Origin of the sequence: Anaerolactibacter massiliensis, assembly GCF_900290205.1 — a bacterium.
Lineage (GTDB): Bacteria > Bacillota_I > Bacilli_A > Erysipelotrichales > Erysipelotrichaceae > Bulleidia > Bulleidia intestinalis.
On the sequence record NZ_OLMH01000002.1, the window covers coordinates 1,437,369 to 1,463,523 of the forward strand.

General features: G+C 49.6%; 24 protein-coding genes and 1 tRNA gene. 7 read left to right on the forward strand and 18 right to left on the reverse strand.

The annotated features are described in order from the left end of the window. Positions 1 to 12 precede the first annotated feature (12 nt). Positions 13 to 813, reverse strand: a complete 801-nt coding sequence (locus C7E00_RS10390) for an HAD family hydrolase (RefSeq protein ID WP_105304222.1) — start codon at positions 811 to 813, stop codon at positions 13 to 15. A 40-nt stretch (positions 814 to 853) separates the two neighbouring features. Between C7E00_RS10390 and C7E00_RS10395 the strand changes: the two genes are divergently transcribed. Continuing rightward, positions 854 to 930: transfer RNA gene (locus C7E00_RS10395), tRNA-Arg, on the forward strand. Positions 931 to 1,664: 734 nt separating this feature from the next. On the opposite strand, the gene C7E00_RS10400 is transcribed toward C7E00_RS10395, so the two are convergent. The 13 genes from C7E00_RS10400 to C7E00_RS10465 all read right to left on the reverse strand — a co-directional run bounded on the left by C7E00_RS10400 (position 1,665) and on the right by C7E00_RS10465 (position 13,342). Next, the gene (locus C7E00_RS10400) at positions 1,665 to 2,183 is read right to left on the reverse strand and encodes a transposase (protein WP_105304223.1); all 519 of its coding nucleotides are present in this window, start codon (positions 2,181 to 2,183) and stop codon (positions 1,665 to 1,667) included. Positions 2,184 to 2,370: 187 nt separating this feature from the next. Beyond that, on the reverse strand, positions 2,371 to 3,180 hold the full coding sequence (locus C7E00_RS10410) for a nucleoside phosphorylase (RefSeq protein ID WP_105304225.1): 810 nt from the start codon (positions 3,178 to 3,180) through the stop codon (positions 2,371 to 2,373). A 10-nt stretch (positions 3,181 to 3,190) separates the two neighbouring features. After that, positions 3,191 to 4,516, reverse strand: coding sequence for an amidohydrolase family protein (locus tag C7E00_RS10415; protein ID WP_204378605.1), 1,326 nt, complete (start codon positions 4,514 to 4,516; stop codon positions 3,191 to 3,193). Continuing rightward, a complete protein-coding gene (locus tag C7E00_RS10420) occupies positions 4,516 to 5,025 on the reverse strand; it encodes a pyridoxamine 5'-phosphate oxidase family protein (protein WP_105304226.1) in 510 nt (169 codons plus the stop codon). The genes C7E00_RS10415 and C7E00_RS10420 overlap by 1 nt, the downstream gene beginning before the upstream one ends. A 22-nt stretch (positions 5,026 to 5,047) precedes the next feature. Continuing rightward, positions 5,048 to 5,746 (reverse strand): hypothetical protein, encoded by a 699-nt coding sequence (locus tag C7E00_RS10425; protein WP_105304227.1) that lies wholly within the window; start codon positions 5,744 to 5,746, stop codon positions 5,048 to 5,050. Beyond that, a complete protein-coding gene (locus C7E00_RS10430) occupies positions 5,736 to 6,443 on the reverse strand; it encodes a M15 family metallopeptidase (RefSeq protein WP_105304228.1) in 708 nt (235 codons plus the stop codon). The genes C7E00_RS10425 and C7E00_RS10430 overlap by 11 nt, the downstream gene beginning before the upstream one ends. Position 6,444: 1 nt before the next feature. Beyond that, a complete protein-coding gene (locus tag C7E00_RS10435) occupies positions 6,445 to 7,653 on the reverse strand; it encodes a DUF819 family protein (protein WP_105304229.1) in 1,209 nt (402 codons plus the stop codon). 75 nt (positions 7,654 to 7,728) lie between these two features. After that, on the reverse strand, positions 7,729 to 8,367 hold the full coding sequence (locus C7E00_RS10440; RefSeq protein WP_105304230.1) for a hypothetical protein: 639 nt from the start codon (positions 8,365 to 8,367) through the stop codon (positions 7,729 to 7,731). A 129-nt stretch (positions 8,368 to 8,496) separates the two neighbouring features. Continuing rightward, positions 8,497 to 9,492: an ADP-ribosylglycohydrolase family protein gene (locus tag C7E00_RS10445; protein WP_105304231.1), complete on the reverse strand. Its 996-nt coding sequence runs from the start codon at positions 9,490 to 9,492 to the stop codon at positions 8,497 to 8,499. A gap of 8 nt (positions 9,493 to 9,500) precedes the next feature. After that, positions 9,501 to 11,426 (reverse strand): beta-glucoside-specific PTS transporter subunit IIABC, encoded by a 1,926-nt coding sequence (locus C7E00_RS10450; RefSeq protein WP_105304232.1) that lies wholly within the window; start codon positions 11,424 to 11,426, stop codon positions 9,501 to 9,503. Positions 11,427 to 11,435: 9 nt separating this feature from the next. Then, a complete protein-coding gene (gene licT / locus C7E00_RS10455; protein ID WP_167836557.1) occupies positions 11,436 to 12,284 on the reverse strand; it encodes a BglG family transcription antiterminator LicT in 849 nt (282 codons plus the stop codon). Between the two features lie 384 nt (positions 12,285 to 12,668). Then, the gene (locus C7E00_RS10460; RefSeq protein ID WP_167836558.1) at positions 12,669 to 13,139 is read right to left on the reverse strand and encodes a response regulator; all 471 of its coding nucleotides are present in this window, start codon (positions 13,137 to 13,139) and stop codon (positions 12,669 to 12,671) included. Positions 13,140 to 13,144: 5 nt separating this feature from the next. Continuing rightward, positions 13,145 to 13,342, reverse strand: a complete 198-nt coding sequence (locus C7E00_RS10465; RefSeq protein WP_105304235.1) for a hypothetical protein — start codon at positions 13,340 to 13,342, stop codon at positions 13,145 to 13,147. 213 nt (positions 13,343 to 13,555) lie between these two features. Here C7E00_RS10465 and C7E00_RS10470 point away from each other — a divergent pair, with 213 nt between their 5' ends. Together C7E00_RS10470 and C7E00_RS10475 are read left to right on the forward strand one after the other, a co-directional pair. Continuing rightward, positions 13,556 to 14,965, forward strand: coding sequence for a Y-family DNA polymerase (locus tag C7E00_RS10470; RefSeq protein ID WP_105304236.1), 1,410 nt, complete (start codon positions 13,556 to 13,558; stop codon positions 14,963 to 14,965). After that, a complete protein-coding gene (locus C7E00_RS10475; protein WP_105304237.1) occupies positions 14,962 to 15,468 on the forward strand; it encodes a hypothetical protein in 507 nt (168 codons plus the stop codon). Before C7E00_RS10470 ends, C7E00_RS10475 begins: the two co-directional genes overlap by 4 nt. Before the next feature lie 3 nt (positions 15,469 to 15,471). On the opposite strand, the gene C7E00_RS10480 is transcribed toward C7E00_RS10475, so the two are convergent. Further along, positions 15,472 to 16,866, reverse strand: a complete 1,395-nt coding sequence (locus C7E00_RS10480) for an MATE family efflux transporter (protein ID WP_105304238.1) — start codon at positions 16,864 to 16,866, stop codon at positions 15,472 to 15,474. A 158-nt stretch (positions 16,867 to 17,024) separates the two neighbouring features. Between C7E00_RS10480 and C7E00_RS10485 the strand changes: the two genes are divergently transcribed. The 3 genes from C7E00_RS10485 to C7E00_RS10495 are packed head-to-tail and all read left to right on the forward strand — an operon-like array spanning position 17,025 to position 19,657. Next, positions 17,025 to 18,491: a glycoside hydrolase family 1 protein gene (locus tag C7E00_RS10485; protein ID WP_105304930.1), complete on the forward strand. Its 1,467-nt coding sequence runs from the start codon at positions 17,025 to 17,027 to the stop codon at positions 18,489 to 18,491. After that, positions 18,484 to 18,687: a hypothetical protein gene (locus C7E00_RS10490; RefSeq protein ID WP_105304239.1), complete on the forward strand. Its 204-nt coding sequence runs from the start codon at positions 18,484 to 18,486 to the stop codon at positions 18,685 to 18,687. The genes C7E00_RS10485 and C7E00_RS10490 overlap by 8 nt, the downstream gene beginning before the upstream one ends. Continuing rightward, on the forward strand, positions 18,671 to 19,657 hold the full coding sequence (locus C7E00_RS10495) for a dipeptidase (protein ID WP_105304240.1): 987 nt from the start codon (positions 18,671 to 18,673) through the stop codon (positions 19,655 to 19,657). Before C7E00_RS10490 ends, C7E00_RS10495 begins: the two co-directional genes overlap by 17 nt. Positions 19,658 to 19,696: 39 nt before the next feature. Here C7E00_RS10495 and C7E00_RS10500 read toward each other — a convergent pair whose 3' ends face one another. The 3 genes from C7E00_RS10500 to C7E00_RS10510 form a co-directional block, all read right to left on the reverse strand. Next, positions 19,697 to 20,164, reverse strand: coding sequence for a GNAT family N-acetyltransferase (locus C7E00_RS10500; protein ID WP_105304241.1), 468 nt, complete (start codon positions 20,162 to 20,164; stop codon positions 19,697 to 19,699). Between the two features lie 116 nt (positions 20,165 to 20,280). Then, positions 20,281 to 21,360 (reverse strand): DUF2804 family protein, encoded by a 1,080-nt coding sequence (locus tag C7E00_RS10505; protein ID WP_105304242.1) that lies wholly within the window; start codon positions 21,358 to 21,360, stop codon positions 20,281 to 20,283. Between the two features lie 81 nt (positions 21,361 to 21,441). After that, the gene (locus tag C7E00_RS10510; RefSeq protein ID WP_105304243.1) at positions 21,442 to 24,537 is read right to left on the reverse strand and encodes a bifunctional diguanylate cyclase/phosphodiesterase; all 3,096 of its coding nucleotides are present in this window, start codon (positions 24,535 to 24,537) and stop codon (positions 21,442 to 21,444) included. Positions 24,538 to 24,820: 283 nt separating this feature from the next. On the opposite strand from C7E00_RS10510, the gene C7E00_RS10515 reads away from it, so the two are divergent. After that, on the forward strand, positions 24,821 to 26,155 hold the full coding sequence (locus tag C7E00_RS10515; RefSeq protein WP_167836559.1) for an IS30 family transposase: 1,335 nt from the start codon (positions 24,821 to 24,823) through the stop codon (positions 26,153 to 26,155).

Here is a 26,155-nt window from a genome sequence, read left to right on the forward strand (position 1 = left end):
GTTCTCCCCCTCTTATGCAAGTTTCATTTCTTCCAGTACCTTGGCGACGCCGTCATTGACGCACGTATCTGCCACCAGGTCTGCTGCGCTCTTCACATCGTCTTTGGCGTTGCCCATCGCAACCCCGATTCCTGCCTTTTCCAGCATCGGCCTATCATTGCCAGCATCGCCGAAGGCAATCACATCGTCCCAGGTCATGCCATATGCTTTCAGCACAGCTGGAATGGTCGTTGCCTTATTGACCGTCTTCAGAAACACATCATAGCCATCATGATACGACCAGGCAAAGACGAGCTCCGGAATCCGGCCGGCAAAGGAAGAGATGATGTGCTCATCTCCGATCAGAAATGTGCCGAGCGGCAGTCCGGCCTTCAGATGATGCGTGCGCTTCTCGTCATCATTGAGCACCAGCGACCGCAGTCTCCGGTTATTGCCGCAGTATCCTTCAATGAACTTCTGATAATTCGCATAAGTTACGACCGTATCCTCGAACTTGAAGCCGAGGCCGATGTCATTCTTCTCACAGATTTCCGTGATCAGATTCATCTGTTCTTCACTCATCGGATGGCGTTCCAGAACATTGCCATTCCGATCGGTCAGACATCCACCGTTGATGCAGGCGATGTATTCCATCGGCAGATCCTCAAAGAATGACGGCGGCAGAAAACGGTAGTGCCGGCCGCTGTTGATCAGGATCTTATTGCCTTTTGCAAGTGCGCTGTCAAAATCTTTCTTCAGGCGTTCTGAAATACGATCTTTCCCAGGGGGAAGAATCGTATCGTCGATGTCGCATACAATCAGTTTTTTATTCATGTGATTATTATAGTCAAATATGATAATATATAAAGGCAATGCGCTCGTAGCTCAGTTGGATAGAGTATCAGATTCCGAATCTGAGGGTCATGGGTTCGACTCCCACCGAGCGCACCATGTGCAATATGAAAAAGCCGTATAATCATACGGCTTTTTCTTGTCTTATTCTTCGATCTTCCTGTGTTTCCGGTGAGCATTCTTCCGGAGATTTCCGATTCTTTCGCTTCTCATTTCCCGGAGTTTTCCGAGGCCTTTGATCCCTGGTTTGGTCATCCGTTTCGGGTCCAGAACGGCACTGACTTCCTTCTGGTCCATCAGGTGGCAGGAGAGCAGAATGTCCTCCCTATTAAGTCAAGACCATTTTGGCTTGAAATAAAGCTTTTTTGGATGTACCTCAAAGTACTTGCCGTGGTTATGGATCGATCATTTCCTGCATTGAATGCGAAATCATAGAAGAACGGGTTCGTTGAAAACAAGAACGTCTTATTTCTTCAATAAACAGCACTTGTTCTCCCATCGCTTCTATGGCGGCGAACCTCCCGTGTCTGCCAGGATCACTGCATACTGCGCAGGTCCCAGCTTCCTTCGTTCCGCTTGTCCATAACCTGGGCGTCGGCTAAGTTTAATTACGAGATCATGTCCCAAGGATAATATATCTGCCGACCGCTGGCTTGTACTTTGTCTTTCTGAATCTGCTGACTTGCCCTGACAGCACTGCTTGCGCAGCGGACGCTGGCCTGTCATGGCTTATCGGTAATGCTGAACTGCCTTATAATCCGTCGATCACAAGGCAGATCTCAATGTCTGAGCTTCAGGCACTCAGATCTGCCTGTGACATCATTCTTTGATTCTTACGCTGCAGATGGACGAATAATGTCTGCCGTCATCTTCTGACCATCATATGGAATTCCCGTTGTCAGAATCTTATAGAAAACTTTCAATGCTTTACAGCCAACCGCAATCAGCGACTGCATCTTCTTTAACGGATTCTCTTTACGCGTCGTGTAGTATGCATGGATTGCCGCAGAATCTCTGTTTCGACTTATCAGTGATATTGCCAGCTGATAGACGCACCACCTTAATCTCTTGCGCCCCCGATAGCTGATCCCGCTCTCTCCGTTATGTTTGTCGGAGCTGTCGGCCGCGATCGCAAGTCCAGCCAGCTTCTGAAGAGCCTTGGCATCCTTGATTCTGCTGATATCTCCGACCTCAGCTACAAACGTCAGTACTGAGATCGGTCCAACCCCAGAGATCCTGAACAGTTCTCTGGTGTTCGGAATCTGCCACAGCAGATCAGTTACTTCTTCCATGATTCGATCCACTCTTGATCCGCACGTCTCCAGATCATTCAGAAGATCCGTCAATTCCATTCTTGCGGATTTTGAGGCCTCTTTCCTGCCAATACTGTTCTTCGCGGCTTCGTACAATTTCTCTGCTCTTCTTCTGCCTGCCCCCGCACTTTGTTATCGCTCCACACCTTCAGGATGCCGTCAATCCCTGCCGCCACAATATCCTGCGGAAGCGGGTATTTCCTCAGAATCATGGTTCCTGTCACACTTAAATGTTACAGGAAGCGTTCAGATCCGGCAGGCGGTCGATCTTCTCAATTGCCCGCAAGGTGATCTTGGAGAGCAGATCTACTTTTTCCGGATAGTCCGGAGTGCTTGAAGTCGTCATCTTTCCATAGCTGTCATAGATATTCTGACCAGTCAGAAGAATCGTTCCAGCCCTTAACCCGCCCAGAAGAGAAGAAACCACAAACAGCGCAGAACTCTCATTCTCCAGGGCAAGCACATGGGCATCCGTCCACTTCTGTACCCGTTCTTCAAGTCCTTCATGTGCGCCAGGACTTTCCATATAGAATGCATCATGACTGCGTAGAATGCCGGTATAAGGAGTCACGCCGAATTCCCGGCATGATTCTCTTAATGCCAGCACCACATCCAGATCAGCTACAGCCGGATAGCTCTCATCGATATATTCCTTTGTGCAGCCGTCCCCGCGGACCGCTGCCGTGCCGATGATGAACGATCCCGGCGGAATATCTCTCTGCAGACACCCTCCGGTGCCTAAGCGGATCAGGGTCTTTGCGCCGATCTCCTTGAGTTCCTCGACGCAGATTGCCATCGCCATGCAGCCCATGCCGGTGGACATCACGGAAACTCCGACGCCGTCCTTCGTGCCGGTATAAGCAGGGTTACCTCTCGACACCCCGGCCAGTCTCTGCTCATCAAACTGGGCAGCAATCAGCTTGCAGCGATCCGGATCGCCAGGAAGAATCACGTGCTTTGCAATGTCGTGTTCACCCAGGCCGATGTGCCACATCTTTCCTTGTGCATTCACAAGTTTCTGAGGTTGGTATTTCATGATCGTTCTCCTAAAGCAGAGCGATTCTGCGGTTCAGGCCGCTGATCACTTCTGCACCTTTTGTCAGTATTTCTTCTTCATCCAGGAAGGTCAGCTTTCCATGTCTGACCAGCACGTCGCCATTCAGAATCACGGTATCCACGCAATGTCCATCACCGGCATAGAGATAATTATTCAGCCGGTATTCCCTGCTGATCAGGCCGATGTCATGATCCATATCGACTAAGATCAGATCAGCAGTATTTCCTTCTTTCAGCTCCCCGATGTCTTCATAGCCAAGGGCCCGCCAGCCATTGACCGTCATCATCCGGTATACCGTTCCGGCATCCATGACCGTCGGATCATTGGTCACTGCTTTCTGCAGGTAGGCACCGGTTCTCGCCTCCCGGATCATATCCCGATTGGAACTGGAAGCTTCGCCATCGCATCCGAAGGTCACTGGGATGCCCTTCTTCAGCATCGCCGCGATCGGCGGAACGCCATCCCCGATCTTCATATTCGTGCATGGACAGTGAACCGGAACTGCACCCGTTTCCTTGATCAGATCCAGTTCATGATCATTCAGCCAGATGCTGTGGGCAAGCAGCGTATGCGGATCAAGAATGCCGAGCTGATATAGAGATTCTGCTTCTCCATCCAGTCCATAGCTCTTTGCGACCCGTTCGGTTTCCATCTTTCCTTCGGCAAGATGCGTGTGATAGAGAATGCCATGTGCATCCGCAAACTTCTTCAGAGCAATTGCCATCTCTGCAGAAACAGCCGGAAGACCAGCCGGTGCTACCGAGGCTTTCAGCTTTCCATCGAGACTATTCACCCGATCAAAGACGCCCTGATGAATGCGCAGTGCTTCGTCAATCGTGAACATCGGCATCTCTTTGTTTTCCGGAACATCGGTCGTGCTGACCCCATACACTGCCCGGATCCGGGAATCCCTGATTGCCCTCAGATTTCCTTCCATCAGACTTGGCCAGGACATTTCATTCAGCACAGTGGTACCGCATTTCAGTGCGGTCAGACAGCCGAGCAGAGAGGCATAATAGTTCTCTTCGTCCGTCATCATGGCATCGATCTGAAACTTGCGCACGAGCCATTGCGTGATCGGATAGTCATCCATCGGTCCCTTCAGAATGCTCTGGCTGATATGGCTGTGGCAGTCCGCAAACGAGGGCATTGCAAGCATGTTCTCAGCCGAGATCTTCTCATAGTCTCCTTCCGGGAATATGGAATCCGCGATCTTCACGATCTTTCCATCCTGAATCAGAATGGATTGTTTCTTTGCCGTCAATGTGCTGAAGTCGGCCAGCTCGCAATGTTCAATCAGAATCTGTTTCATCATTATTCTTCTTTCAGAATCAGATGCTGTCTGGAACTGAAACCCTTCTGCTTCAGGTCAGAGCAGAGATAGTCCATCCGTTCCGGAATCACCCGGATCAGATACATCGGGGAAGGAAGCTTCTTCAGTGCTTCCGCAGGAATTCCTCTTACTTTCAGGATGTTCAGATATAGTTCTGAGAATGGTTCAATCAGCTCTGCAGTCCCGGTAACCTGCAGACTTCTCAGATGACCGAATTCCGGGCTTTCGTCATAGATGGCTAAGCAGACATGCGCATTGCTTTTAAGCGCTCGGAACTTCAGACCGCCTTCGGAGAAGATATAGAAGCTTCCATCGTGATACGTATATTCGAGCGGCGTGCAGCGGACAAAGTCCCCTGCTGCCGTTGCGAGTGCGCATACCCGATGAGAAGCGATGAAGGTCTCAATCTCTGTTCTGAGTTCCACAGGATCCATCTGTACCGCCTGCCTGTCTTTTTCAATCCAGAAATGTTCTGCTGCGTCGTAATCCATACTATTCGCCTCGTTTTCTCAGTTATTTCTCATGGAGCTTCGAAGAAGCAGTACCGTAGAAGTTCGGATACGTATTCTTCAGCCACCATGCATTATCCACGCTGTTGATGAGCAGCAGCCGGTATACCTTGGCAAAGTCTTCATCCAGATGCTCAATGTCTGATGCCTGCAGATTCTCCCAGGATCCCCTGAGCCTGAACTCATCAATGAGATGAAACAGACCCCAGAGAAGCTTCGTAAAGTTCTCTTCTGCCATCAGATTCTCATTGGCCGCAAGCACGAAGAGGTTTGTCTGATTATCCGTCAGTTTCTTTTTCACGGATTCATAGACTGCTTCATTCAGAGAAACGGTGAATTCCATTTCTGAGATCGTCTTCTGCCTGGATCTTACTTCTGCTTCATCTGCAGGAGAATACAGAAGATTCCTGCAGGAAGGCTCTGCGCAGTCATTGAGCTCCAGCAGGATTTCTGCCCCGATGCCGGTGAAGAACGTACTTCTGAGCATTCTCGTTCCCTGCAGCTTTTCTCTTCTCTCCCGCCGGTCCAGAATTGCTCCGACCGCAATCGTTGCGATGGCAATCGAAATCGGCAAGAACGCCATGTCCTGGAAGATATAGAAGAATGTATCATGCAGATCATGAAAGAACAGAATCTGCAGCAGATAGATCACTGCAGAGACTGCAAAGAGAATCAGGATCTCTGCTCGCCGGCTAGTCTTCATCGGTTCCTCCGATGGTCCAGATACCCTCATAGAGAGCAGGTTCTGAAGTCATTCTGGACCAGTTGCGGTCGCCGTATTCAAAGTGCCACCACTCGGATGGAAGATTCGTGAACCCGGCATGAATCATCTCGTGATAGAGCATTCTGCGGTTCTCTCTGACTGCAGGATTCTCATTGTGCTGTTCATACCAGGCAGTATTCGTCTTTTCCGAGAACGCATCAAATCCGGTTCCGAAGTCCAGCTCGATGCCGTCTTTCTCCATGGTGAGATCAATGGCTCCGCCGGTGGTATGCGCAGGCGGAAATATTCTATCCTTGATGGGATCGGCAACAAACTGCGAGATGAAGACAGTCCGTTCTTTCTCTGAGAGGTTCTCCAGATGGAAGTCCCGGATGATATCTGCCGAATAAGCAGTAAACAGTTCCTTCTGCAAGGCAAATGGACGCCATGCATCCCAGATCAGAAAGGCATAGCCTGGCTCAAGCGACTCTGAGGCCTTCTGAAGCATGTCATAGACGGTCTTTCTCAGCATGCACCGTTTCTCTCCATGCTTCATGCCGAGCAGCGGATACTGCATACGGATATGGATGCGTTCCGTTTCCTGAACCGGCACTAATGGTTCGGAAACAAACTGCGGCTCTTTTTCCTGATCCGGAATCTGAGCCAGCGGAATCGGTTTCTTCAGATATTCCTTCATATCAGGCTCCTAACAGACTTCCGACAATGATGCCGAGATACGTGCCGATCACATAGCCAAGTGTTCCTACGAGCATTGCCGGGCCGACCAGCTTATACCAGCCCTGCGAGATGGCCATGCCTGCAGCCGTGGTCGGTCCGCCGATATTGGCATTGGAAGCGATGATGACATCTTCTAACGAATAGTGAAGCATCTTACCGCCGACGAAGCAGAACAGCATATTCACAGCAACGACGATCAGGCAGAAGACCAGCAGCAGCGGTGCATTGCGCAGAATCAGCGGAATGCTTGCCGGAACGCCGATGGCAAAATAGAACAGATAGATCAGCCAGGTTCCGAGTTCCTGGGCCCCATGCATGGATTCAGCCTGTTTCGGGCAGAATGTTGCAAACAGCATGGCAATGGTCGTAATCCATACATACTGAGATCCGAAGAACGTGCTGAGCATATTCAGGAACCAGTTCCCGGTCGGAATCAGACTGCTGAGTCCGGACGCAATGAGCTTGGCAATCGTGACGACGATCACACTGTAGGCCATGCAGTAGGCAATATCCTTCAGGGAAATATCCTTGCGGGACCAGTACTGTTCGGCCTGGGTTTTCCCGTCGTCTTTTCTTCCGGCTTCGAATTCATCGATATGCGGGTGCGGGTAATGTCTCCGGAACCATGCATTTCCGGCAACCCCGAGCAGCACCATGAAGTAGATGGCCATGTTCAGATTGTCTGCGACCGTGGCAGCCGAAATCAGGGTATCGTCCACCTCAAACGCTGCAGAAAGCGCGGTGAAATTGACGCCTCCGCCGATATAGGAGCCTGCCATCATGGCAGCTACGCCAGCCAGTCCGGAAATGGCATTCTTCAGCAGTTCATAGCCGAGAATCACGCCTGCGACCGTACCGGCAGCACCGATCAGGAAGATCGCCAGCATCGGTCCGGTTTCATGCATGATCTTCTTCAGATCGGACTGCAGCAATAGCAATGGGATTGCCATCGGCACTGCAAAGCCCCAGACGATATCATCAAAGATCGGGGCACTGGTCGGAATGATGCGGAAGTTCGTCAGACAGACAGCAATAATCAGAACGATGACCGCACCGCTGATCCGGCTTCCCCAGACATATTTCTGTTCCAGGAAGATCGTGAGTGCGACACTGCCAAACATGACTGCCATCAGCATCCATGTATTCTCTGCGCTGATCAGTGTATTCATGATCGTTTCCCCCTCGGCTGTTATGCCCATTTTAGCATTCAGAAGAGCAAGAAAAAAGCAGGCACAATCACCTGCTCAGGAATTCTTCAGACGCTGCTTTGCGCCTTCCTGAAGATGCTGATTGGAAAGCTGGTGATACTTCATCGCCTTGTCCCGGTCGCCTAGATTCTCATAAATCTTTGCAATCAGGAATTCATTGACTGCTTTCTGTGCCAGATCTTCCGTCTCATTCTTCTTCAGCAGTTCATCCAGAGAGTCTGTCTGCCCATCATAGACGATGCCGAATGCCTGGTTGGCATATTGCTTCATTTTCTCATTGCCCTTCAGAGTATCCAGCATCACTTTGTACTGTCCGCACTCTTCTTTCCGATCAAGCGGCAGATAATACTGGAATCCCATCATGGCATAGGCTGCTTTCTGCTGATCGGTCATATTCGTCTTGCCGATCTCTTCGAATAATTCATCCGTCTTCTTCATGTCTCCGCGCATGATCGACGCATTGAGTTTCAGATAGAGGCGGTTGTAGACAGGAAAACTCTTCTGCATCTCAGGACTGTCCACAAACTGATCCAGCTCATCCAGGTTTCCATGCAGTACCAGATCCATGGCTTTCTTAGAAAGCCTGTCCTGTCTCTTCTTCTGCACATAATAGAAGATGAGTTCTGCTGCAATTGCAGCAATAGCAATAATCCAGATCCAGACTGTATTTGTCATTCAATTTTCCCCTACCTGATTATTATCTCCATTCGGAATTGATTTGCAAAGGATACAGAATTCTGAATCTGGTCACTCTGTGACAGAAAAAGAAGCCACCGGTTTTTACCCTGATGACTTCTTCTGGTTCTATCTGACGTAAGGAAGCAGAGCTTCTGCGTACGCATCGAAATCGATGTGATTCGTTTCTTTCAGAAGCTTTGCTTCGGAAGGATCAAATTCCGGATTCATCGCTCCGCAGATTGCACAGGCGATCGCCCCTGCGGTATCGGTATCACCGGCAATATTTGCCGCAATCCTGGCTGCTTTCATCGGTTTTCCCTCAGCAAGCTCAACGATTGCAAGCACAGCAGGCACAGTCTCAATCGTTTCCATTCCCATGCCGAATTCTGTTTCGATCATATGAGGAACTTGTTCTGGAGTCTCCCGGATCCGCTCTCTCAGAAGTTCTGTGCGAATCCTGAGAGAAGGACCAGGAAGCTGAAATCCTCTGGTTCTGCCTTCTGCTTCTGCCTCTTCTGCCGCAGAAATCAGTTCATCCATGGAACCATTCCCGCGCAAAGCATAGCTCACGGCTGCAGCAATCATGGATGCCCCGGCAATTGCAATGGAATTGTTATGAGTGGGAAGGCACAGCTGCTCGGTTCGGTCCACCAGCCGCTTCATATCATGATAGTCGCTGATCAGACCGATCGGGCTCACTTTCATGGCTGAACCGTTCGTGGTTCCGAATCTCCCTGCTTTCTCAATCGGAGTTCCTTCTGCAATCAGCTGCAGTGCCCTGGCAGTGCTCGGGCCGATGACGGATGCACTGGTTTCCTTGTTCTCTGCAATCCATTTCCGCAGCATATCCAGATAGGCATGAACGTCAAATTCTCCTTTTCCATCAATGATCGACTTGCATACCAGCAGCATATTGACAGTATCATCCGTCACTTCTCCCGCTTCAAATCGGCGGCCGATAAAATCAAATTCCGTAGAAGGAGAAAATTCCTGAACTCCTTCCGGAAATGCCTGATCGATATGTTCTCGCGTCATCATCTCCGTCGGCATTCCCATCGCATCGCCATAAGCGCATCCGATCAGAGCTCCGCGGACATGATTCAGAAGTTCCTCCTGTTCCATAGCACCTCCTAAGCTGCAGGTTTCGATACAACGGTGGCGAGCAGATCATCATTGAAATCTGCTGCCGTTTTCCCGAATCCGACGACATCCAGATAATCCGATGAATTCGAGACCACGACTGCGGTGATCGGATCATATCCGGCTTCCTTCAGCTGATTGATATCGAACGTGATCAGAGTATCTCCAGCTCTGACATGATCGCCCTGCTTCACATATTTTCTGAAAAGCTCTTCCTTGAGATTGTAAGTATCCTTGCCTACATGGATCAGGACTTCTGTACCATGATCAGAGGTGATGCCGATCGCATGGCCAGTCGGGAATAAAGCAGTGATGGTTCCGCTGAATGGAGCTGTGATCTTTCCTTCAGAGGGAATCACACAGACCCCTTTTCCAAGAGATTCATTTGCGAATGCATCATCCTTCATCTCCGACAGCGGTCTGACTTCACCCTTCATCGGAGAATGGATAACTTCTTTTTCATGAGTGATATTGGCAACCTGCTTGTACTTCACATCGTCTTCGTTCTTGCCGTCTTCACCAGGCTTATAGCTGAACCAGGTCAGTGCAAATGTAACTGCCATTGCTGCAAGACATGCAATGATGCACCAGATCAGGCCGCTGAAGCTCTTGGAAGCAGGATTCACGAAGGCCATGAAGCCGGTAACGCCCATACTGATTGCATACATCGGGGAATTGGAGAGGACAAGAATCAGGCCGCCGACCAGACCGCCGGCCATGCAGTATCCGAACCGTTTCTTCACTGGCAGCGTCACGCCATAGATCGAAGGTTCAATGATGCAGAAGCAGGCACTCAGGAATGCCGGAAGTGCAATGTTCTTCATCTTGGTGCTCTTGGTGCGGAGGAATACTGCCAGGCAGGCGGCCATGTGCGTGAAGCTCGCCGGGAAAATCGAAGAAACGATCAGCGTGCTTCCGCCTGCTGCGAATTCCATAATGCCGAGGGTAATCAGCGGCCAGTGCAGACCGAAGATGACGAGCGGCTGGTAGATCAGCGTGATGATCGCAAATGCCAGGATCTTCGACTTCTCAATCAGGAAGTTGAGCGCTGCCTGCAGACCATTCTGCAGAATCATGGATACCGGACCGATCAGAAGAACGCCGATGATTCCTGCAACAAGAATTGTCAGGAACGGAACCATGAACTGACGGGTAACTGCCGGCAGATGGTTCTTGAACCATTTCTCAATCTTTGAAGCAATGTAGTTCACCAGCATGATCGGAATTACCGTTGAGGTATATCCGGTTGAAGGGAAAATGATCGGAATGCCGAAGAAGGTCTTATAGACCGGCATTGCTAATACAGTTCCTTCAAAAGCAGTGAACAGCGGATCGCCTGCATTGATGGAGTCCACAATGCCCGGGAAAATCAGGAACGCGCCGAGAATCATTCCGACAAACGGATCCATTCCGAAGGCAACTGCGCTGGTATATCCGAGAATGACCGGGAAGAAAGTCAGACATGCACTGCCGAGATCAGAGAGCAGGATATTGGCGCCATCTCCGGCTGTGATGACTCCGGTTGCAAGCAGAATGGAATTGATGCCCGCAATGATTCCGCAGGCACACAGAACACCGAGTGAAGGAACCACGATCTTCGTGATTAATGCAGCAAAGCGGTTCATGAAGGATCCCTTATTCTGTTCTTCCTTTTCTTCACTCTCACCTGCTCCGGTCAGACGGACAAAATCTTCATAGACATCTCCGACCTGTGTTCCGATGATGATCTGGAGTTTTCCTTCTGCTGCCTGAGTTGAAATGATGTCTTTATTTGAATCCAGTGCTTTGCGATCTGCCTTGCTGTCATCCTTCAGCTTGATCCGGAGTCTGGTCATGCAGTGATTCGCACTCTCGATGTTATCTTTGCCGCCGACATGATCAATGATGAAAGCGGCCAGTTTCTCATATTTGCCCATATTATTCTCCTATTGCTTGTTGTAGATTGCTCTCTGGATATGAATCACCAGATAGAGCAGTTCTTCGTTGCCGATATCCACGTCATACCTTCCCTTGATGAATCCTCTGATATTGACTGCACAGAGATAGGACTCCCGATAGGTGAGCTTCATCATATTCAGCAGATCAGCATCCTTTTCGTCTTCATGGAATGTGGAATGGCTGACGATCCGCTGTGAGAAATACCGAAGATGATTGATGAAACGATAATATGCCAGAGATCCTTCCTGGATATCTTTTCCGAAGTAATCCCGGATCAGATCCAGAATTTCTTCAATGATCTTCGTGGACTGCTCTACTTTATCAGTTCCGATGGAATTCTCGGTTTCTGCATTGATGATGTGAAGTGCAATGAAACCTGCCTCATCATCCGGAAGTTTCACGCCCGTAGATTCCTTGATGATCTCAAGCCCTTTCTTTCCGAGGGCGTATTCATCCGGATAGAAGCGCATGATGTCATACAGGAGGCTGTTCGTCACTTTAATGCCCCTTCTGTAATTCTTCAGCGCGTAATGAATATGATCGCTGAGCGATACATAGATGGAATCTCCGAACTTCTTGCCCAGCCCCATCTTGATCATCTCAACAATCTTCTCTACCAGGGTGATTTCTTCCATTGGCAATGAGACAATGATTTCCTGAAATTTGGCTGTCAGTTCTCTGGAAGACAAGCAGAATTTCTTTTCAACTGATTCCGGATTGATGAGATCACCAGGTTTCTTCTGAAAGGCAATTCCGCGTCCCACGACAACAACTTCGCAGTTATCATCGTCGATCACGACCGCTGAACTGTTGTTCAGCACTTTGCTTATCTTCACGATGTTCCCCCTTTCGCTTTCGTCCTGCTGTCTGCAGCACAGCATTCTGAAAGACTCCTGCCGCAGGCAAGAAAAAACTCGCCTGCCGCAGAAAAAGCACTAATGCACTAGTTCCTATGCAGACGAGTCAAGCTCATGAATTATGATAACCTTCCCGTCAGATTACAATCATAAAATAATATTGATTTTCATGCATGTCAATACGAAGTTCCGCATTTTCCATGCCCAGAATTGCAAATAAAATCTCTCCTGGAATAAATCACTCAGAGGAGGCCGTGAAGAACTAACCTAACAGCTGATTGATGGGACAGCCGAACGCAGAGACCTGAACATCTCCCTCTACTGCAGAGATCCTTGTTCCACCTGTTTTAGACATCGGATCTTTCACTTCGCAGAAATCTGCATTGCTTTCCGAATATGTTCACGCTTTGCAGTTTCCTTCAGCTCCTTGGTTTCTTCTTTTTCCTTCAGCATCTGATGATGCTCGCTGCATACCTTTTTCAGAATCTGATTCAGCTCGGTTTCGTTTACCGGTTTCAGAAGATAATCTTCAACACCGTACTTCAAGGCCGTTCTTGCGTATTCAAATTCTTTATAGCCGCTGATCAGGATAAAATGCGGAAACAGCTGTGCTTCGTGAATGCGGTGGATCAGTTCAAGACCGTCAATCACAGGCATCTGAATATCTGAGATCACAATATCCGGATGATTCTCCAGAATAAATTCAAGGGCTTCCTTGCTGTTATCAGAGATCTTCAGAAGTTCTACATCAACCTCCTGAAAATGGATCAGCTTTGAAATCAGCTGACCGATTCTGTATTCATCGTCAACAATAATTGCTGTCAGTTTTTCCATATCATCTAATCCAGAATTTTGCATTTTCTGCTGTGAACCGTTATATCCTTAAACCAGTCTGAGTCTGTTATCAATTTTCTTTTGCCGATCCGCCATGAGTCAGAATAATCTGCGAAGAAGAACTGATAGGGCCTGATCAATCTCTGCTCCTTTCCTATGCCTCTTATTCCATAACCTTCTTCAGACATCACCAGCAGATTCATTATGCGCAGCTCCCTGAAATCCGATGTTTCTCTGAAATCGGCTGATTGACTAGCATCCAGATCAGAAGACAGGCTTTTCCATGTTTCATGAATCTGTTGACAGGATAAGAAGATATTCTTATCATTTAGAAGCAGAAGTTGCATTTATCAACATATTAAGCAACATATAAAAGATGCTCATGATTGCAATTGCGTTTCTGCAGGGAGCTTTGTATGTCGTGTCAGGCGGAACATATCTATATCTGCATAGATCTGAAGTCTTATTATGCATCCGTGGAGTGCGTGAGCCGCGGCCTGGATCCATTGAAGGCAAGGCTGCTGGTCGCGGATGAAACCCGTTCGGACAAGACGATCTGTCTGGCGGTTTCCCCTGCTCTGAAAGCAATCGGCGTGCCGAGCAGGCCGCGGCTGTTTGAGGCAAAGCAGAAGATCCGGGAATATGAATACCGCCATCGCTGCAAGGTAGACTATCTGGTTGCCATGCCGCGGATGGCGGAGTATGAACAGATTTCTGCAGAGATCTATTCGATCTATCTGGAGTATGTAGCATCCGAGGATATCCATGTCTACAGCATCGATGAATGCTTCATCGATGCAACTCCTTATCTGCATCAGTATGCGGAGCAGGCAAAACTGCTTCATGCCTCGGCAGCGCACTGCATGGCGATCACGATGATCCGGCATGTGCTGAAGCAGACCGGGATCACGGCGACGGCCGGAATCGGAACGAATCTGTTTCTGGCAAAGGTTTCGATGGATATCGTTGCCAAGAAGAAACCAGCTGACAAGGATGGAGTGCGGATCGCAGAGCTGAATGAAGAAAGCTATCGGTATCTGCTCTGGGACCATAAGCCGCTGACAGATTTCTGGATGATCGGCCCGGGAAAAGCGGCACGTCTTGAGGCTGCGGGAATGGATACGATGGGCAAAGTGGCTTATGGGTCGCAGATCAATGAAGAATGGTTCTACCGGACGTTCGGAATCGATGGTGAGATCATCATCGATCATGCCTGGGGAAGCGAACCGGTGCAGATGTCTGATATCAAGCAGTACCGTCCTTCTTCACACAGTCTGAATCTCGGTCAGGTCCTGGCGCGGCCCTATCGGTTTTCAGAGGGACGTCTTATTTTCATGGAGATGATCGACAATCTCTGTGCAGATCTCAGGAAAAAGCATCTGACTGTGAAAGATCTGTCGTTCTGGGTCAGCTATGATCCGATTACGCTGGAGAAACTCGAGGACTATGAGGGGCCGGTCGTTGTGGATTTCTACGGGCGCAGAATGCCGAAATATACCGTGAAGGCGGTGCATTTCGGGCATCGCACGAACAGTCTTTCCGAAATCCGCAAGGCACTGCTGGCGCAATTTGACGGCAGTGTGGATCATCGTTTCTATCTCCGCAGGCTCGGGGTTGCGGCCGAGAATACATGGCAGGGAGAATACCTGCTGCAGCTGGACCTGTTCACGGATTATGAGCAGAAAGAAAAAGAAGAACATCTGCAGGATGCGATCCTGGAGATCCGGAAGAAATACGGTGCCAATGCGGTGCTGAAGGGAATGAACCTTCTGAAGGAAGGTACCGCAAGAGAGAGGAATCTGCAGATCGGAGGTCATAAGGCATGAGCGAGTGCAAGGAAGTCTATCAGGTCGGGGTGATTCAGTGCCCGGAAAATTTCCGCTACCGCAGCGTGCTGGAGCGCGGCAAGCCGGTGCATCATGGAGATTATTTCAGCCTGCGCCATCCGAAGATGGCATGTTCGAAGCGGGCAAAGCTGTTTGCGCCGTTTGCGGCGCTGAGCGGCTTTGAAGAAAAGATCCGCTCGCAGGAAGAGGTGCTGACCCCTCGCCGCTCTGCGGATCCGGAAGAACAGGAAGAACTGAATGAGAAGCTGCAGAGGCTGACTGAGCTGACTGCGCAGGCCCGCATGCAGAAACAGAAGCTGGTTCAGGCAGAGGCCTGTTTCTTTGTCTCCATAGAGACAGAACGGAACAATGGGTTCCGGGAACTCGGGGTCTATGAGACGCTGCGCGGCAGCGTGGCAGAGGTCTGCTGTGAAACACAGCAGCTGATTCTGGCAGATCGCATCATCCGTTTTGAAGACCTCTGCCGGCTGGAGATTCTCTGAAAATCAGGCAGTATAGCCGGTCAGGTCATGGATCCAGGTTCCGCGATGGACCAGGATTCCGCCGATCACGCACTTGATCAGTTCTGCGGACTGCACCAATGCAAACAGCGGCAGAATGGAAAGATCCGTATAATGCGTCAGGAAATGCGCCGCCGGGATCGAGACAACCCAGACAAAGCAGGAATCAAACAGGAATGTGATCCACGTTTTTCCACCCGAGCGCAGCGTGAAGTACATTGCATTCTCGCAGGCATACATCGGCATGCAGATAGCGGAGATGCGGATCAGTCCGGCAGCGATCTGACGGATCTCATCGGAAGTATTGTAGATTTCCGGGAACAGGCCGGAGATCGCAGCCAGCAGCAGTCCGGACACGCAGCACAGCAGAATCGAGAAAATCGTGAGTTTCGTGGCATCGCCGCGGACTTCGGAGGTCTTTCCGCTGCCGAGTTCCTGTCCCAGGATGATGGCAATTGCATTACCCATTGAGATAAACGCGATATTGAAGACATTGCAGATCGTATTGCTGATATTGAACGCAGCAACGATATTGAGACCGAGGGTCGAATACTGCTGGGACAAGGCGGTCTGACCGAGCGACCAGAGCGTTTCATTGAGCAGCAGCGGGAATGCTTTCACAGCAATCTTTCCGAACAGATCTTCCGGAACATGGAGCGATGCCAGCATGCTATGGACAAACGGAAAGCGGTCTGTGCTGTGCAGAAGATAGATGAGTACCACTGCCATTTCGACAAATCTCGAAATGACAGTTGCGATGGCAGCACCGGTGACGCCGAGCGCCGGGGCTCCGAAATGGCCGGAGATCAGGATATAGTTGCCGATCAGATTCACGAGAACCGCGATGAGTCCGGCTTTCATCGGCACCATGGTTTCGCCGTTCTCACGCAGCGTGCTGGCAAATACCTGGGTTGCCGCAAATGGCAGGAAGCCGAAATACATGACGAAGAGATAATTCTGCGCAGATGTCATGGTAAGCGCCAGATCGCCGGATCCGCTCTCCCCTTTCAGCCATAAGCCGATAAGCTGGCTGCCGGAAAGCTGGAAAACCAGCAGCGCCAGGATCGAAAGCAGAATGGCAAGCATCACTTTCATGCGGATTGTATAGCGGATCCCTTCCTGGTCGCCTTTCCCGGCAAACTGGGCAGTGAAGATGCCGATCCCGGCAAGACCTCCGAAGATCATCAGATTATAGACGAAAATCAGCTGATTCACGATGGCAACCCCGGACATCTGGCTCGTGCCGACCTGACCGACCATGATGTTGTCGAGCATACTGACGAAGTTCGTGATTCCATCCTGGATCATGATCGGAACTGCAATCTGCAGCGTATGCCGATAGAATTCCTTCGTTCCGAAATAGCGGTTTTTCTGAAGCATGTTCCCCTCCTGCCGATGCACCTCTCCTCACTTGGTTCCGGCAGGTGTACAGCGGATATCAGTATATCGGATTTCTGCAGCTTGAGAAACTGCAGAATGATTTACTGAATCCGGATCAGAAGAGATCCGATACAATAGAAAAAGAAAGGAAGGATTCTATGAGTTTTCCAAAAGGTTTTCTATGGGGCGGCGCAGTAGCCGCAAATCAGTGTGAGGGTGCATATCTGGAAGATGGAAAAGGGCTGTCTGTACCGGATATGCTGCTGGGCGGAGATGCTCAGCGCCCGCGCACCTTTCTTCCGGTCATGGATCCGAAGGCATTCTATCCAAGCCATGAGGCATCAGACTGCTACCATCATTACAAGGAGGATATCAGGCTTTTTGCAGAAATGGGCTGGAAGGTATTCCGTCTGTCCATCAACTGGGCAAGAATCTATCCGAATGGAGATGACACAGAGCCGAATGAAGCCGGTCTGAAGTATTACGATGCCATCTTCGATGAATGCAGGAGCTATGGCATTGAGCCTCTGGTTACGCTCTGCCACTATGAGATTCCGTGGAATATCGTCGTGAAGTACGGAGGATTCTCTGATCGCAGAGTCATTGATCTGTTTCTGAAGTACTGCCGCACTGTATTCACGAGATACAAGGATAAAGTGAAGTACTGGCTGACCTTCAACGAGATCAATATTGCATGCATGGACAGTCCGATCGGCGATCTGTACGGACTCGGCGTCATGGATCCGGAAGATATTCATGCGACGGAGCCGATTCCCTTCTCCCACCTGAAGCATAACAAGCAGCGGACCTTCGAAGCACTCCATAATGAGTTCGTCGCTTCTGCGCTTGCCGTGAAGCTGGCCCATGAGATCATTCCGGATGTCAAGGTCGGAAATATGATCTGCCATATCACGAATTATCCGCTCACGCCGAAACCGGACGATGTGTTTGCCTGCATGCAGCAGGATGATCTCCGCAATAATTTCTGCGCTGATGTCCAGGTCAGGGGAGAATATCCTTCCTATATGTTCCGCTATTTCCGCGAGAACGGAATCGATCCTTCCTTCATCACGGAAGAAGATCAGCAGATCCTGAAAGAGGGAACGGTTGATATGTATACCTTCTCCTACTATTCCTCCGGCTGTGTTACCGTCTCAGAGAATGCAGATACTGCGGCCGGCAATATGACGGTCGGCGCAAAGAATCCATATCTGAAGTCTTCTGACTGGGGCTGGCAGATGGATCCGGAAGGACTGCGCTATACGCTGAATACCGTCCATGGACGCTATCCGGATATTCCGCTGATGGTCGTTGAGAATGGACTTGGCGCATATGACAAGGTAGAGGCAGATGGATCTATTCATGATGATTACCGGATTGATTATCTCCGCCAGCATATCAGAGCTCTGAAAGAGGCGGTCGAAGACGGTGTCCCGGTGATCGGCTATACGACCTGGGGCCCGATTGATCTGGTCTCTGCAGGAACCGGTCAGTATGCAAAGCGGTATGGTTTCATCTATGTGGATCGCCATGATGACGGAACCGGTGACTTCCATCGTTCCAGAAAAGACTCCTTCTATTGGTATCAGAAGGTCTGCACTTCCAATGGCGAAGTGATTGACTGACAATCTTCAGATTCAGGCAGCGGGAATCATCCTGCTGCCTTTTCTGATGCCATGGCGGCGTGCTGATCATTTCTGCCTCGTTACCGGCGGATCTGCTTCGGCAATCTGCTGGAAATCCATGCATTCACCGGAAGACAGCTGCTCTATAATGGAACGCAATCAGAATAAGGAGGCAGAATATGTTCCATACGATTGATATGCACTGCGATACCCTGATGCATGCGTTTCTGGAAGATGGCGAAAACGCTGACGTCTATCATCGTCCGAAGCTCTGCATCGATGCAGAGCGCCTTGCGAAAGCAGGTGCCATGGCTCAGTTCTTTGCCATCTTCATCGTTCCGGACAGAGCCTATGAGTCCCATCATCATCCGGTACTTACCCATGAGGAATACATCAATGGATGCGCACAGGTCTTCCGCAATACGATTGAGCGGCACAGCGATGTGATTGCTGAAGCAGGGAATGCTTCAGAGATTGAGACCAATTTCCATAACGGAAAAGTATCTGCAGTGCTGACCATGGAAGACGGCGTTGCCGTGGACGGAAAGATGGAGAACCTGGATCACTTCTATGAGATAGGGGTCAGAGCTCTGGCCTTGACATGGAACTTCGAGAACTGCTTCGGTTCTCCTAACAGCAATGATCCGGAAATCAATGGAAAAGGCCTCAAGCCGTTCGGCATTGAGGCAGTGAAGCATATGCAGGACATCGGCATGCTGGTAGATGTCTCCCATCTGAATGATGCAGGCTTCGATGATGTGTGCCGGATTGCAAGGGTCCCTTTCATCGCTTCCCACAGCAATGCGCGTTCCGTATGCAGACATTCCCGCAACCTGACCGATGACCGCATCAAGGCTCTTGCGAAGGCTGGCGGAGTCATGGGTCTGAACTTCATGCCGGGGTTCCTGGATGAGACCGAAGGAAACCGGCTCAGCCGCATTGATGATATGGTCCAGATGATCCAGCATGAAAAAGAGATCGCAGGCATTGAGGTATGTGCGATCGGAACAGACTTTGATGGATTTGACGGAGACAAGGAGATCGCTTCCTGCGACCAGCTGAATCTGCTCTATGATGCGCTGGCAAAAGCAGGATTCACAGTGGAAGAAATCGAGAAGATCGCCTGCGGAAACGTGATGCGGGTGATCCATGAAGCAATGCGCTGAGAACTAATAAGCGGAAGGAATGATTCCTCCCGCTCTTTTTCAATCTCCCTGCTGTTCTTCGTCCGGAATCTCATGAACGAGTTCCAATTCCATTTTCTCATGGGGTATTCCGTCTTCCAGGAATGGTTCAGAAATGACCTGGAATCCTTCTCTCTGATAGAACGCTTCTGCATAGCACTGGGCTTCGATATAGATTTTCCGGCATGGCATCTTTTCCTTCACGATGGAAATGCCTGCTTTCAGCAGTTTTCCACCAAGACCGGTGCCATGTTTCATCGTCAGAACCCTTCCGATCTGAACGACATCCCGGTTCTTCCAGTATGCCCGAAGATAAGCAGTCACCTTCTGATCTTCCATAGAAAATATATGCAGGGAACGATAATCCAGGTCATCGATATCCTGATAAGCACAGTTCTGCTCCACAACGAAGATCTGAGATCTGGCTTTGAGAATCTCATATAATTCCAGAGACGACAGTTCTTCAAATGTCTTTGCGGAAAATTCCATCTCGTATCCCCTCTGACGTCCCGCATATCATAATGGTTCTCAGAAGGAACCGCAAGCCTGTATAGAAAAAGTCTCCGAAGAGACTTTGTAATATCAGGCTGAATCGTTACTGATTCTCAGAACAGCATCGTCTTGTCTTCGCCCATCCCCATCATTCCATCAAGGACGTATTCGGTGCCATCTTCATCCCGGACCGTTCCTTCCAGTTCTCCGAAGGCGACATAGTAATCAATATTCACTGCTCCTGCATGCATGACCATCGGATTCATGCCTTGCACATGAAACCTGACGTTCACCATGTCATGCGCATCATGGACATCCCAGACTGCTGTTCCATGGAACTGGCTGCTGGGAATATCATGGTCGAATACCACCGGCGGCAGCAGGCTGGTCTCTCCTTCTTTCCAGATCAGGTTCTCATTGTATCTGTCCTGATCGATCGACTGATTCCTGGTCAGATTGAAGGCAAAGAATTTTCTCTCACCGTTCTGCTCATTCTTTCCCATCGTCGTGACCCAGTCATAATGCATATGGCGCGGGTAGTATCCTCTGTGATCATCCACGACCGCAGTCGTCTCTTCATCAGTTTCCACCTTATTGCCATTGATGGTGAAGCTTCCTTCCGCATGGAAGAAATCCTTCTGGCTGTACAGAGGGCGGTTGTCTCCGAACGGAATGCTGACGATACTCGGTTTGCTGAGACGCGTCAGCTCGAAGTCATAGGAAATCGAATCCGTTTCATTCTGATGGAACCCGCACAGGTGGCAGCTTCCTTTCTCGAAGTGATTCACGTATTTCACGTGGCTGACCCTGGTTTTGGCTTCTGCAATACTGCCATTCAGAAGATTCGGCGCGATGACGGTCTTTCGGCTGGAAAGATTATGATCCCAGGAATAGACCTTCTTCGTGCGCTTATCAAAGAAGAGGCATAAGGTCTTCCCGAAGAAGGCCATATCGCATAGGGCTACCAGCAGAATGCCATTCTTCAGGTTTACTTCACACGCTTCCCATAGGGTCAGCTTATAGCGATTGAGAAACTGCGGGGCATGGGTCGGCTTGCGTGCGTGAAGCAGATCCATGGTTTCAAACTCTCCGTCGAAGGTCCCGAATACGCAATTTCCATAGGAATCGACCAGATCTTCCGGCACTGGCACAGACCTGCGCTTCGGGCTGATGAAGCTGCTGTAATCCGTCATAAAAAACAGTCCTTTCCGATGATGAAAATCAATGCTTCGCTGACTTCATTGTAGAGAAGAAGGACTGTATGGTCAAACTGCTCAGGCTTGCGGAGAAATCGCAGACAGCGGAGAAGGCTTCCCAAGATAATATCCCTGGACATATTCGCAGCCAGCATGTTTCAGCAGATCAACATGCTCACTTGTCTCGGCACCTTCACACAAAGTATGCAGGCCAAGTGTATTCGCAAGCCTGATGACTGCCTGCAGCATCGCAGCGGAATGCTCTCCCTTGCCATTCTTCTTTTCCTGTTCATAGGTCTGCAGGAATCCCATGTCGAGCTTTACGAGGTCCACCTGCATGGATTGCAGCATGACCAGCGACGAGTATCCAGAGCCGAAGTCATCCATCCAGATCTGGAACCCGGCATTATGAATTCTCTCTGCCTGCGCACTGATATATTCCGGATCTGCAGAAAATGCACTCTCGGTAATTTCAGCAACCAGAAGCTCATGAGGAATATGATAAGAATCTGCAATCTCGCAGATCACTGCTGCCACATCGATACTGCTGAAGTCATCCCGGCTCACATTGAACGAGATCGGCACCATGCCAATGCCCTTCTGCTTTCTCTCTTCTGCTTCCCGGCAGATTTCCTTCAGCATATACTGATCCAGCGCTGAAATCAGGTGGTGTTCTTCCAGAACCGGAATGAATTCTGCCGGTGAGAGCATTCCTTTTTCCGGGTCTTTCCATCTTGCCAGGCATTCGTAGCCAGCTAGTTTTCCGGCTGAGAGATCATACACCGGCTGATAGAATACCTTGATCAAGTGTTCTTCCAGGGCCCGGTGAAATTCCGACAGGACATAAAGCTTGTGATTATAAGCCTCTGACACGCTGCCGCTGAAGAAAGCCCAGGATTTGCCCGCATCCTTACGGATAGAATCGCAGGCAATCCGGGCATCATCGCAGGCAGTGGAAACATAGCTGTCAGAACTGGAGAAGTCCTCCGGTCTTTCTTCTGCATAGATGCCTGCTTTGAGTTCCAGGAACGCACTTCTGGAACTGCGGCGGACTTCTTCTGAGGCTTTCCGGAGACGAGGTTCCAGATGGTCTGCATCTGTCAGCACAATGAAGTGATCTTCGGCAAGACGGGAAACCAGAGAACCGGAGAATACTTTCTTCAGTATTTCAGCAGTCCGTTTCAGAATCTGATCTCCTTCCTGGATGCCGAACTTCGCATTGTAGCCCTTCATGCCATAAAGATCGAAGTACAGGAAAGCAGGCGTTCTGCCATTGCTTCGGATCTGATTCATGCATTCTGCAGCCTTGGAGCGGAAACACGAGAGATTCGGCAAGCCAGTCAGACTATCATGGCGCAGCTCTTCCCATGGCTCGGACTGAACAAAGTAAACATCTTTTCCTTCCCAGATCCGGGCGGATACCCGGATCGGCATCGGCTTATCTTCTTTGCGGAAACGGATTGACCGGATTCCGGTATCTGCCATGGAGGCGATGGAATTCAGCAGAGAATCATCCGAAACACCTGTCACAAATTCTGAAATCGTGATACCGGTATCAAAGTTGCGGACTGGTTTCATAAGCGACCGCATGGGCTGATTGCAGTAAAGCAGTTCGCCATCCGTGCGGCTGATGACGGACATGGCAAGGTCGCTCTGGTCCAGGAAGCTGCGCAGCGAATCATCTGCTTTCTGTTCTGAGATCAAATGTGAACAGATCGTCTCGTTGACATCGGCATACGTAATTATGGCAATCCGGCTGCCATCTTTCAGATTGTGATGAAAGCCGAAGGCATGAGTCAGGCTATAATCACTGCTGCCGAATTTCCGTTCCCGGTAAAGGACATCATAGCGCCCTCCTTCTCTGGCAAAACGAAGTGCTTCTGCTGAAATCCTTGCCGCATCTTCCGGCAGTACTTCGCAATACATATCCGTATCAAAGCGTTCGATGAGCGAAGCTTTATCCAGCTCATCCTTCCGATGCATCATCTCAAACAAGCCATCCGAGATACAGAGGGTCTTTACTTTTCCATCCGTGAACTCATAGATCGCAATCGGTGTCTCCGACTGATTTACCATGCAGATAAGATTCTGCAGTTCTTCTTCGTTCCGGCAGCGGCGGTCATTGCCCGTCCGCTGATAGAAGTCCCGCTTGTCTGCATACATCTTCTGCTCTGCCTTAAGGATCAGCTGGCTGATGTCCAGATGATCTTTTTCTGCCTGCGCAAAACCAGCGGAAATATGATATGACTTCGGCTCAAGCTGCTGACGGATTGCATGGATCTTCGAACAGATGGTCTCCGATGGGAGATCCCTTGCAAAGGCAACGAACTCATCGCCTCCGGTGCGATACGAGTCTGCATCGCCGAACGCTTCCCGGATGGCGCCTGCGACCGTGATCAGCATCTCGTCACCTGCCGCATGTCCTTTCTCGTTATTGAGTTCATGCAGACCATTCGTATCAAAATAGATACAGGCAAGGTTTTCTCTGCATTGTTCCGGATAATGGAAATAAGCCTCATCAAAACTGTTGCGGTTCTTCAGTCCCGTCAGAAAGTCTCGTTCGGTAAGATCCGCCAGTTCCTGACGGTCCATCAGACGCTGAATCCTCATTCGTGAAATCCGATTATTCAGATAGATGCTGAGACAGCCGAAACCACCCGCGCTGAACCCATCAATCATCGCGTATTCGGGTGTATCAAAAAGGATGGCAAATACCAGGAAGATCAGCACTGCTGCAATGATAAACCGATTTCCCCGCTCAGGTCTGCCGATGAAAAGAAGCGGAATAGCCAGCAGTATCGCAAAGAAAATCCCGGCTGTCCCTTCCGGATTCAGAAACGTTCCATGCAGGCCGCCATACAGAACCAGCACCGACAGCATGACCAGAACCGTATAGGAAACCGCCTTAGTACTCTTCCTGCGACCGGAACGTACATAAAAGAACACGAAAGCAGAAACCAGCATCATTGCTGCATACAGCGTGATATAGCTCCTGTTTTCATGATCCACAATCGAAAGAATCAATAGAAAAAGAAAGAACAGCGAAGCCCCTCCGGAAATCGTCAGAAGCTGTTCCTGGTTCTCCTGATTAATTTCCGGCTGAATTCTCCGATATTCTTCCTCTGAAAGCTCTGCAATGGAATCCCTCTCCCCGTTCGTTCTCCTTCTGACCATTGAAATTTATCCCTCACTTCAATTCTGCTGTCTGCGTTCAGCAGAGATTAAAAACCTGAATGCCATTCAGTTTTTTTATTATATCACTGTACTAGGATATAGACGCCCGGATCGAAATCGGAGCAATGAAATTTTACTCAATTGCAGAAGTGAACGCAAGGGATCTGTTGCATTAACTTAATCGAAACAGAAACCATGATGCTGTTGCAATCAGTTGCTTTGATTCCGAATAATGATTTCAGGTCAGGTATAGCCGATGAAAGAACTAGGAGGAACTTTCATCATGACTGCTTTTTCTAAGCTGGATCTTAATAAAAGAATGCAGATCCAATCATTTCTTTCAGAAGGATTATCTCTTTCTGCCATCGCTCGTAAGATTGGTGTTACCACTTCTACCGTTTCAAGAGAGATCAGGCATTTCCGAGTTGAAGATGGCCGCCCTGGACGTTTCAGCAGGAACAGCTGTGCGTTTCGCAAAGAATGCAAGCGTTGCAATCTCTGCGCAGCAATGGAAACCACATGCCGAAGAAGAGGGAAATCCTGTGCTCACTGCAGATCGATCAACTGCAATACCGTCTGCAAGGATTACAGAAAAGAAGTATGCCCCAAACCGGATCGCCCTCCTTATGTGTGCAACCATTGCAATGAGTTTATCCATGGGAAGTGCCCTCTGACAAAGTATTTCTACAAAGCAGCAGAAGCACAGGAAGCCGCCCGAACACTGCGCTCTTCTTCCCGTTCAGGTCTGAATCTCACGGAGCAGGAGATTCATGAAGCCGACGTGCTTCTTTCTCCGCGCATTCGCAAAGGTCAGTCTATTCACCACATCATGGTTTCTGAACCAGAGGTATTCAATTTTTCTGAGCGTCAGGCTTATATCCTGGTCAATGCCGGGCTGATCTCTGCTCGCCCTATCGATATGCCACGAACTGTGCGAATGAGGCCGAGAAAGCGGAAATCCGTGGAAAAGAAGGTAGATCGCAGCTGCCGCATCGGCCGAACTTACGATGACTTTTTAAGATACATGGATAAGCATCCGGATGAGCCTGTCCTAGAAGGAGATACGGTTGAAGGGGTCAAAGGAGGAAAGTGCATTCTTACCCTCACCTGGCGGCAATGGTCTTTTCAGATCGGATTCCTGCGGGATCATAACAATTCGGAGTCTGTAACTCAGATCATTAACAGCCTGTATGAATCATTAGGCTGCGATAAGTTCCATCAAGTTTTTCCTTCCGTCTGGCTGTTTGACAATGGCTCTGAATTCTCTGATCCGAAAGAGATTGAAAAGTTCGGTGTATTGGTGTTTTACTGCGACCCTTCTTCGCCCTATCAGAAGGGATGCTGTGAAGTGACACATGAATACGTACGCAGAATTCTGCCCAAAGGGACATCATTTGATGATCTGGATCAGGGGTTTATTGATTACATGTATAGCCATATCAACAGCGAGCGCAGAAAAAAGCTGAATAACCTCTCACCCTTTGAGGCATTCAGCTCCGTTCTGGGAAAGGACGTAATCGAGAAGTACTTCTGTATCAGATGGATTGATCCTCGTTTTGTCCAGCTGAATCAATCTCTGAAGTCCACATGGCTTTTCTGTGAAAAGGAGGAAAACTGA

What these genes read in the sequence shown, in the direction of transcription:
- C7E00_RS10390 (WP_105304222.1), bottom strand. Translation starts at nt 813, where the DNA reads ATGAATAAAAAACTGATTGTATGCGACATCGACGATACGATTCTTCCC.
- C7E00_RS10400 (WP_105304223.1), bottom strand. Translation starts at nt 2,183, where the DNA reads ATGGAATTGACGGATCTTCTGAATGATCTGGAGACGTGCGGATCAAGA.
- C7E00_RS10410 (WP_105304225.1), bottom strand. Translation starts at nt 3,180, where the DNA reads ATGAAATACCAACCTCAGAAACTTGTGAATGCACAAGGAAAGATGTGG.
- C7E00_RS10415 (WP_204378605.1), bottom strand. Translation starts at nt 4,516, where the DNA reads ATGATGAAACAGATTCTGATTGAACATTGCGAGCTGGCCGACTTCAGC.
- C7E00_RS10420 (WP_105304226.1), bottom strand. Translation starts at nt 5,025, where the DNA reads ATGGATTACGACGCAGCAGAACATTTCTGGATTGAAAAAGACAGGCAG.
- C7E00_RS10425 (WP_105304227.1), bottom strand. Translation starts at nt 5,746, where the DNA reads ATGAAGACTAGCCGGCGAGCAGAGATCCTGATTCTCTTTGCAGTCTCT.
- C7E00_RS10430 (WP_105304228.1), bottom strand. Translation starts at nt 6,443, where the DNA reads ATGAAGGAATATCTGAAGAAACCGATTCCGCTGGCTCAGATTCCGGAT.
- C7E00_RS10435 (WP_105304229.1), bottom strand. Translation starts at nt 7,653, where the DNA reads ATGAATACACTGATCAGCGCAGAGAATACATGGATGCTGATGGCAGTC.
- C7E00_RS10440 (WP_105304230.1), bottom strand. Translation starts at nt 8,367, where the DNA reads ATGACAAATACAGTCTGGATCTGGATTATTGCTATTGCTGCAATTGCA.
- C7E00_RS10445 (WP_105304231.1), bottom strand. Translation starts at nt 9,492, where the DNA reads ATGGAACAGGAGGAACTTCTGAATCATGTCCGCGGAGCTCTGATCGGA.
- C7E00_RS10450 (WP_105304232.1), bottom strand. Translation starts at nt 11,426, where the DNA reads ATGGGCAAATATGAGAAACTGGCCGCTTTCATCATTGATCATGTCGGC.
- C7E00_RS10460 (WP_167836558.1), bottom strand. Translation starts at nt 13,139, where the DNA reads ATGGAAAAACTGACAGCAATTATTGTTGACGATGAATACAGAATCGGT.
- C7E00_RS10465 (WP_105304235.1), bottom strand. Translation starts at nt 13,342, where the DNA reads ATGAATCTGCTGGTGATGTCTGAAGAAGGTTATGGAATAAGAGGCATA.
- C7E00_RS10470 (WP_105304236.1), top strand. Translation starts at nt 13,556, where the DNA reads ATGTCGTGTCAGGCGGAACATATCTATATCTGCATAGATCTGAAGTCT.
- C7E00_RS10475 (WP_105304237.1), top strand. Translation starts at nt 14,962, where the DNA reads ATGAGCGAGTGCAAGGAAGTCTATCAGGTCGGGGTGATTCAGTGCCCG.
- C7E00_RS10480 (WP_105304238.1), bottom strand. Translation starts at nt 16,866, where the DNA reads ATGCTTCAGAAAAACCGCTATTTCGGAACGAAGGAATTCTATCGGCAT.
- C7E00_RS10485 (WP_105304930.1), top strand. Translation starts at nt 17,025, where the DNA reads ATGAGTTTTCCAAAAGGTTTTCTATGGGGCGGCGCAGTAGCCGCAAAT.
- C7E00_RS10495 (WP_105304240.1), top strand. Translation starts at nt 18,671, where the DNA reads ATGTTCCATACGATTGATATGCACTGCGATACCCTGATGCATGCGTTT.
- C7E00_RS10500 (WP_105304241.1), bottom strand. Translation starts at nt 20,164, where the DNA reads ATGGAATTTTCCGCAAAGACATTTGAAGAACTGTCGTCTCTGGAATTA.
- C7E00_RS10505 (WP_105304242.1), bottom strand. Translation starts at nt 21,360, where the DNA reads ATGACGGATTACAGCAGCTTCATCAGCCCGAAGCGCAGGTCTGTGCCA.
- C7E00_RS10510 (WP_105304243.1), bottom strand. Translation starts at nt 24,537, where the DNA reads ATGGTCAGAAGGAGAACGAACGGGGAGAGGGATTCCATTGCAGAGCTT.
- C7E00_RS10515 (WP_167836559.1), top strand. Translation starts at nt 24,821, where the DNA reads ATGACTGCTTTTTCTAAGCTGGATCTTAATAAAAGAATGCAGATCCAA.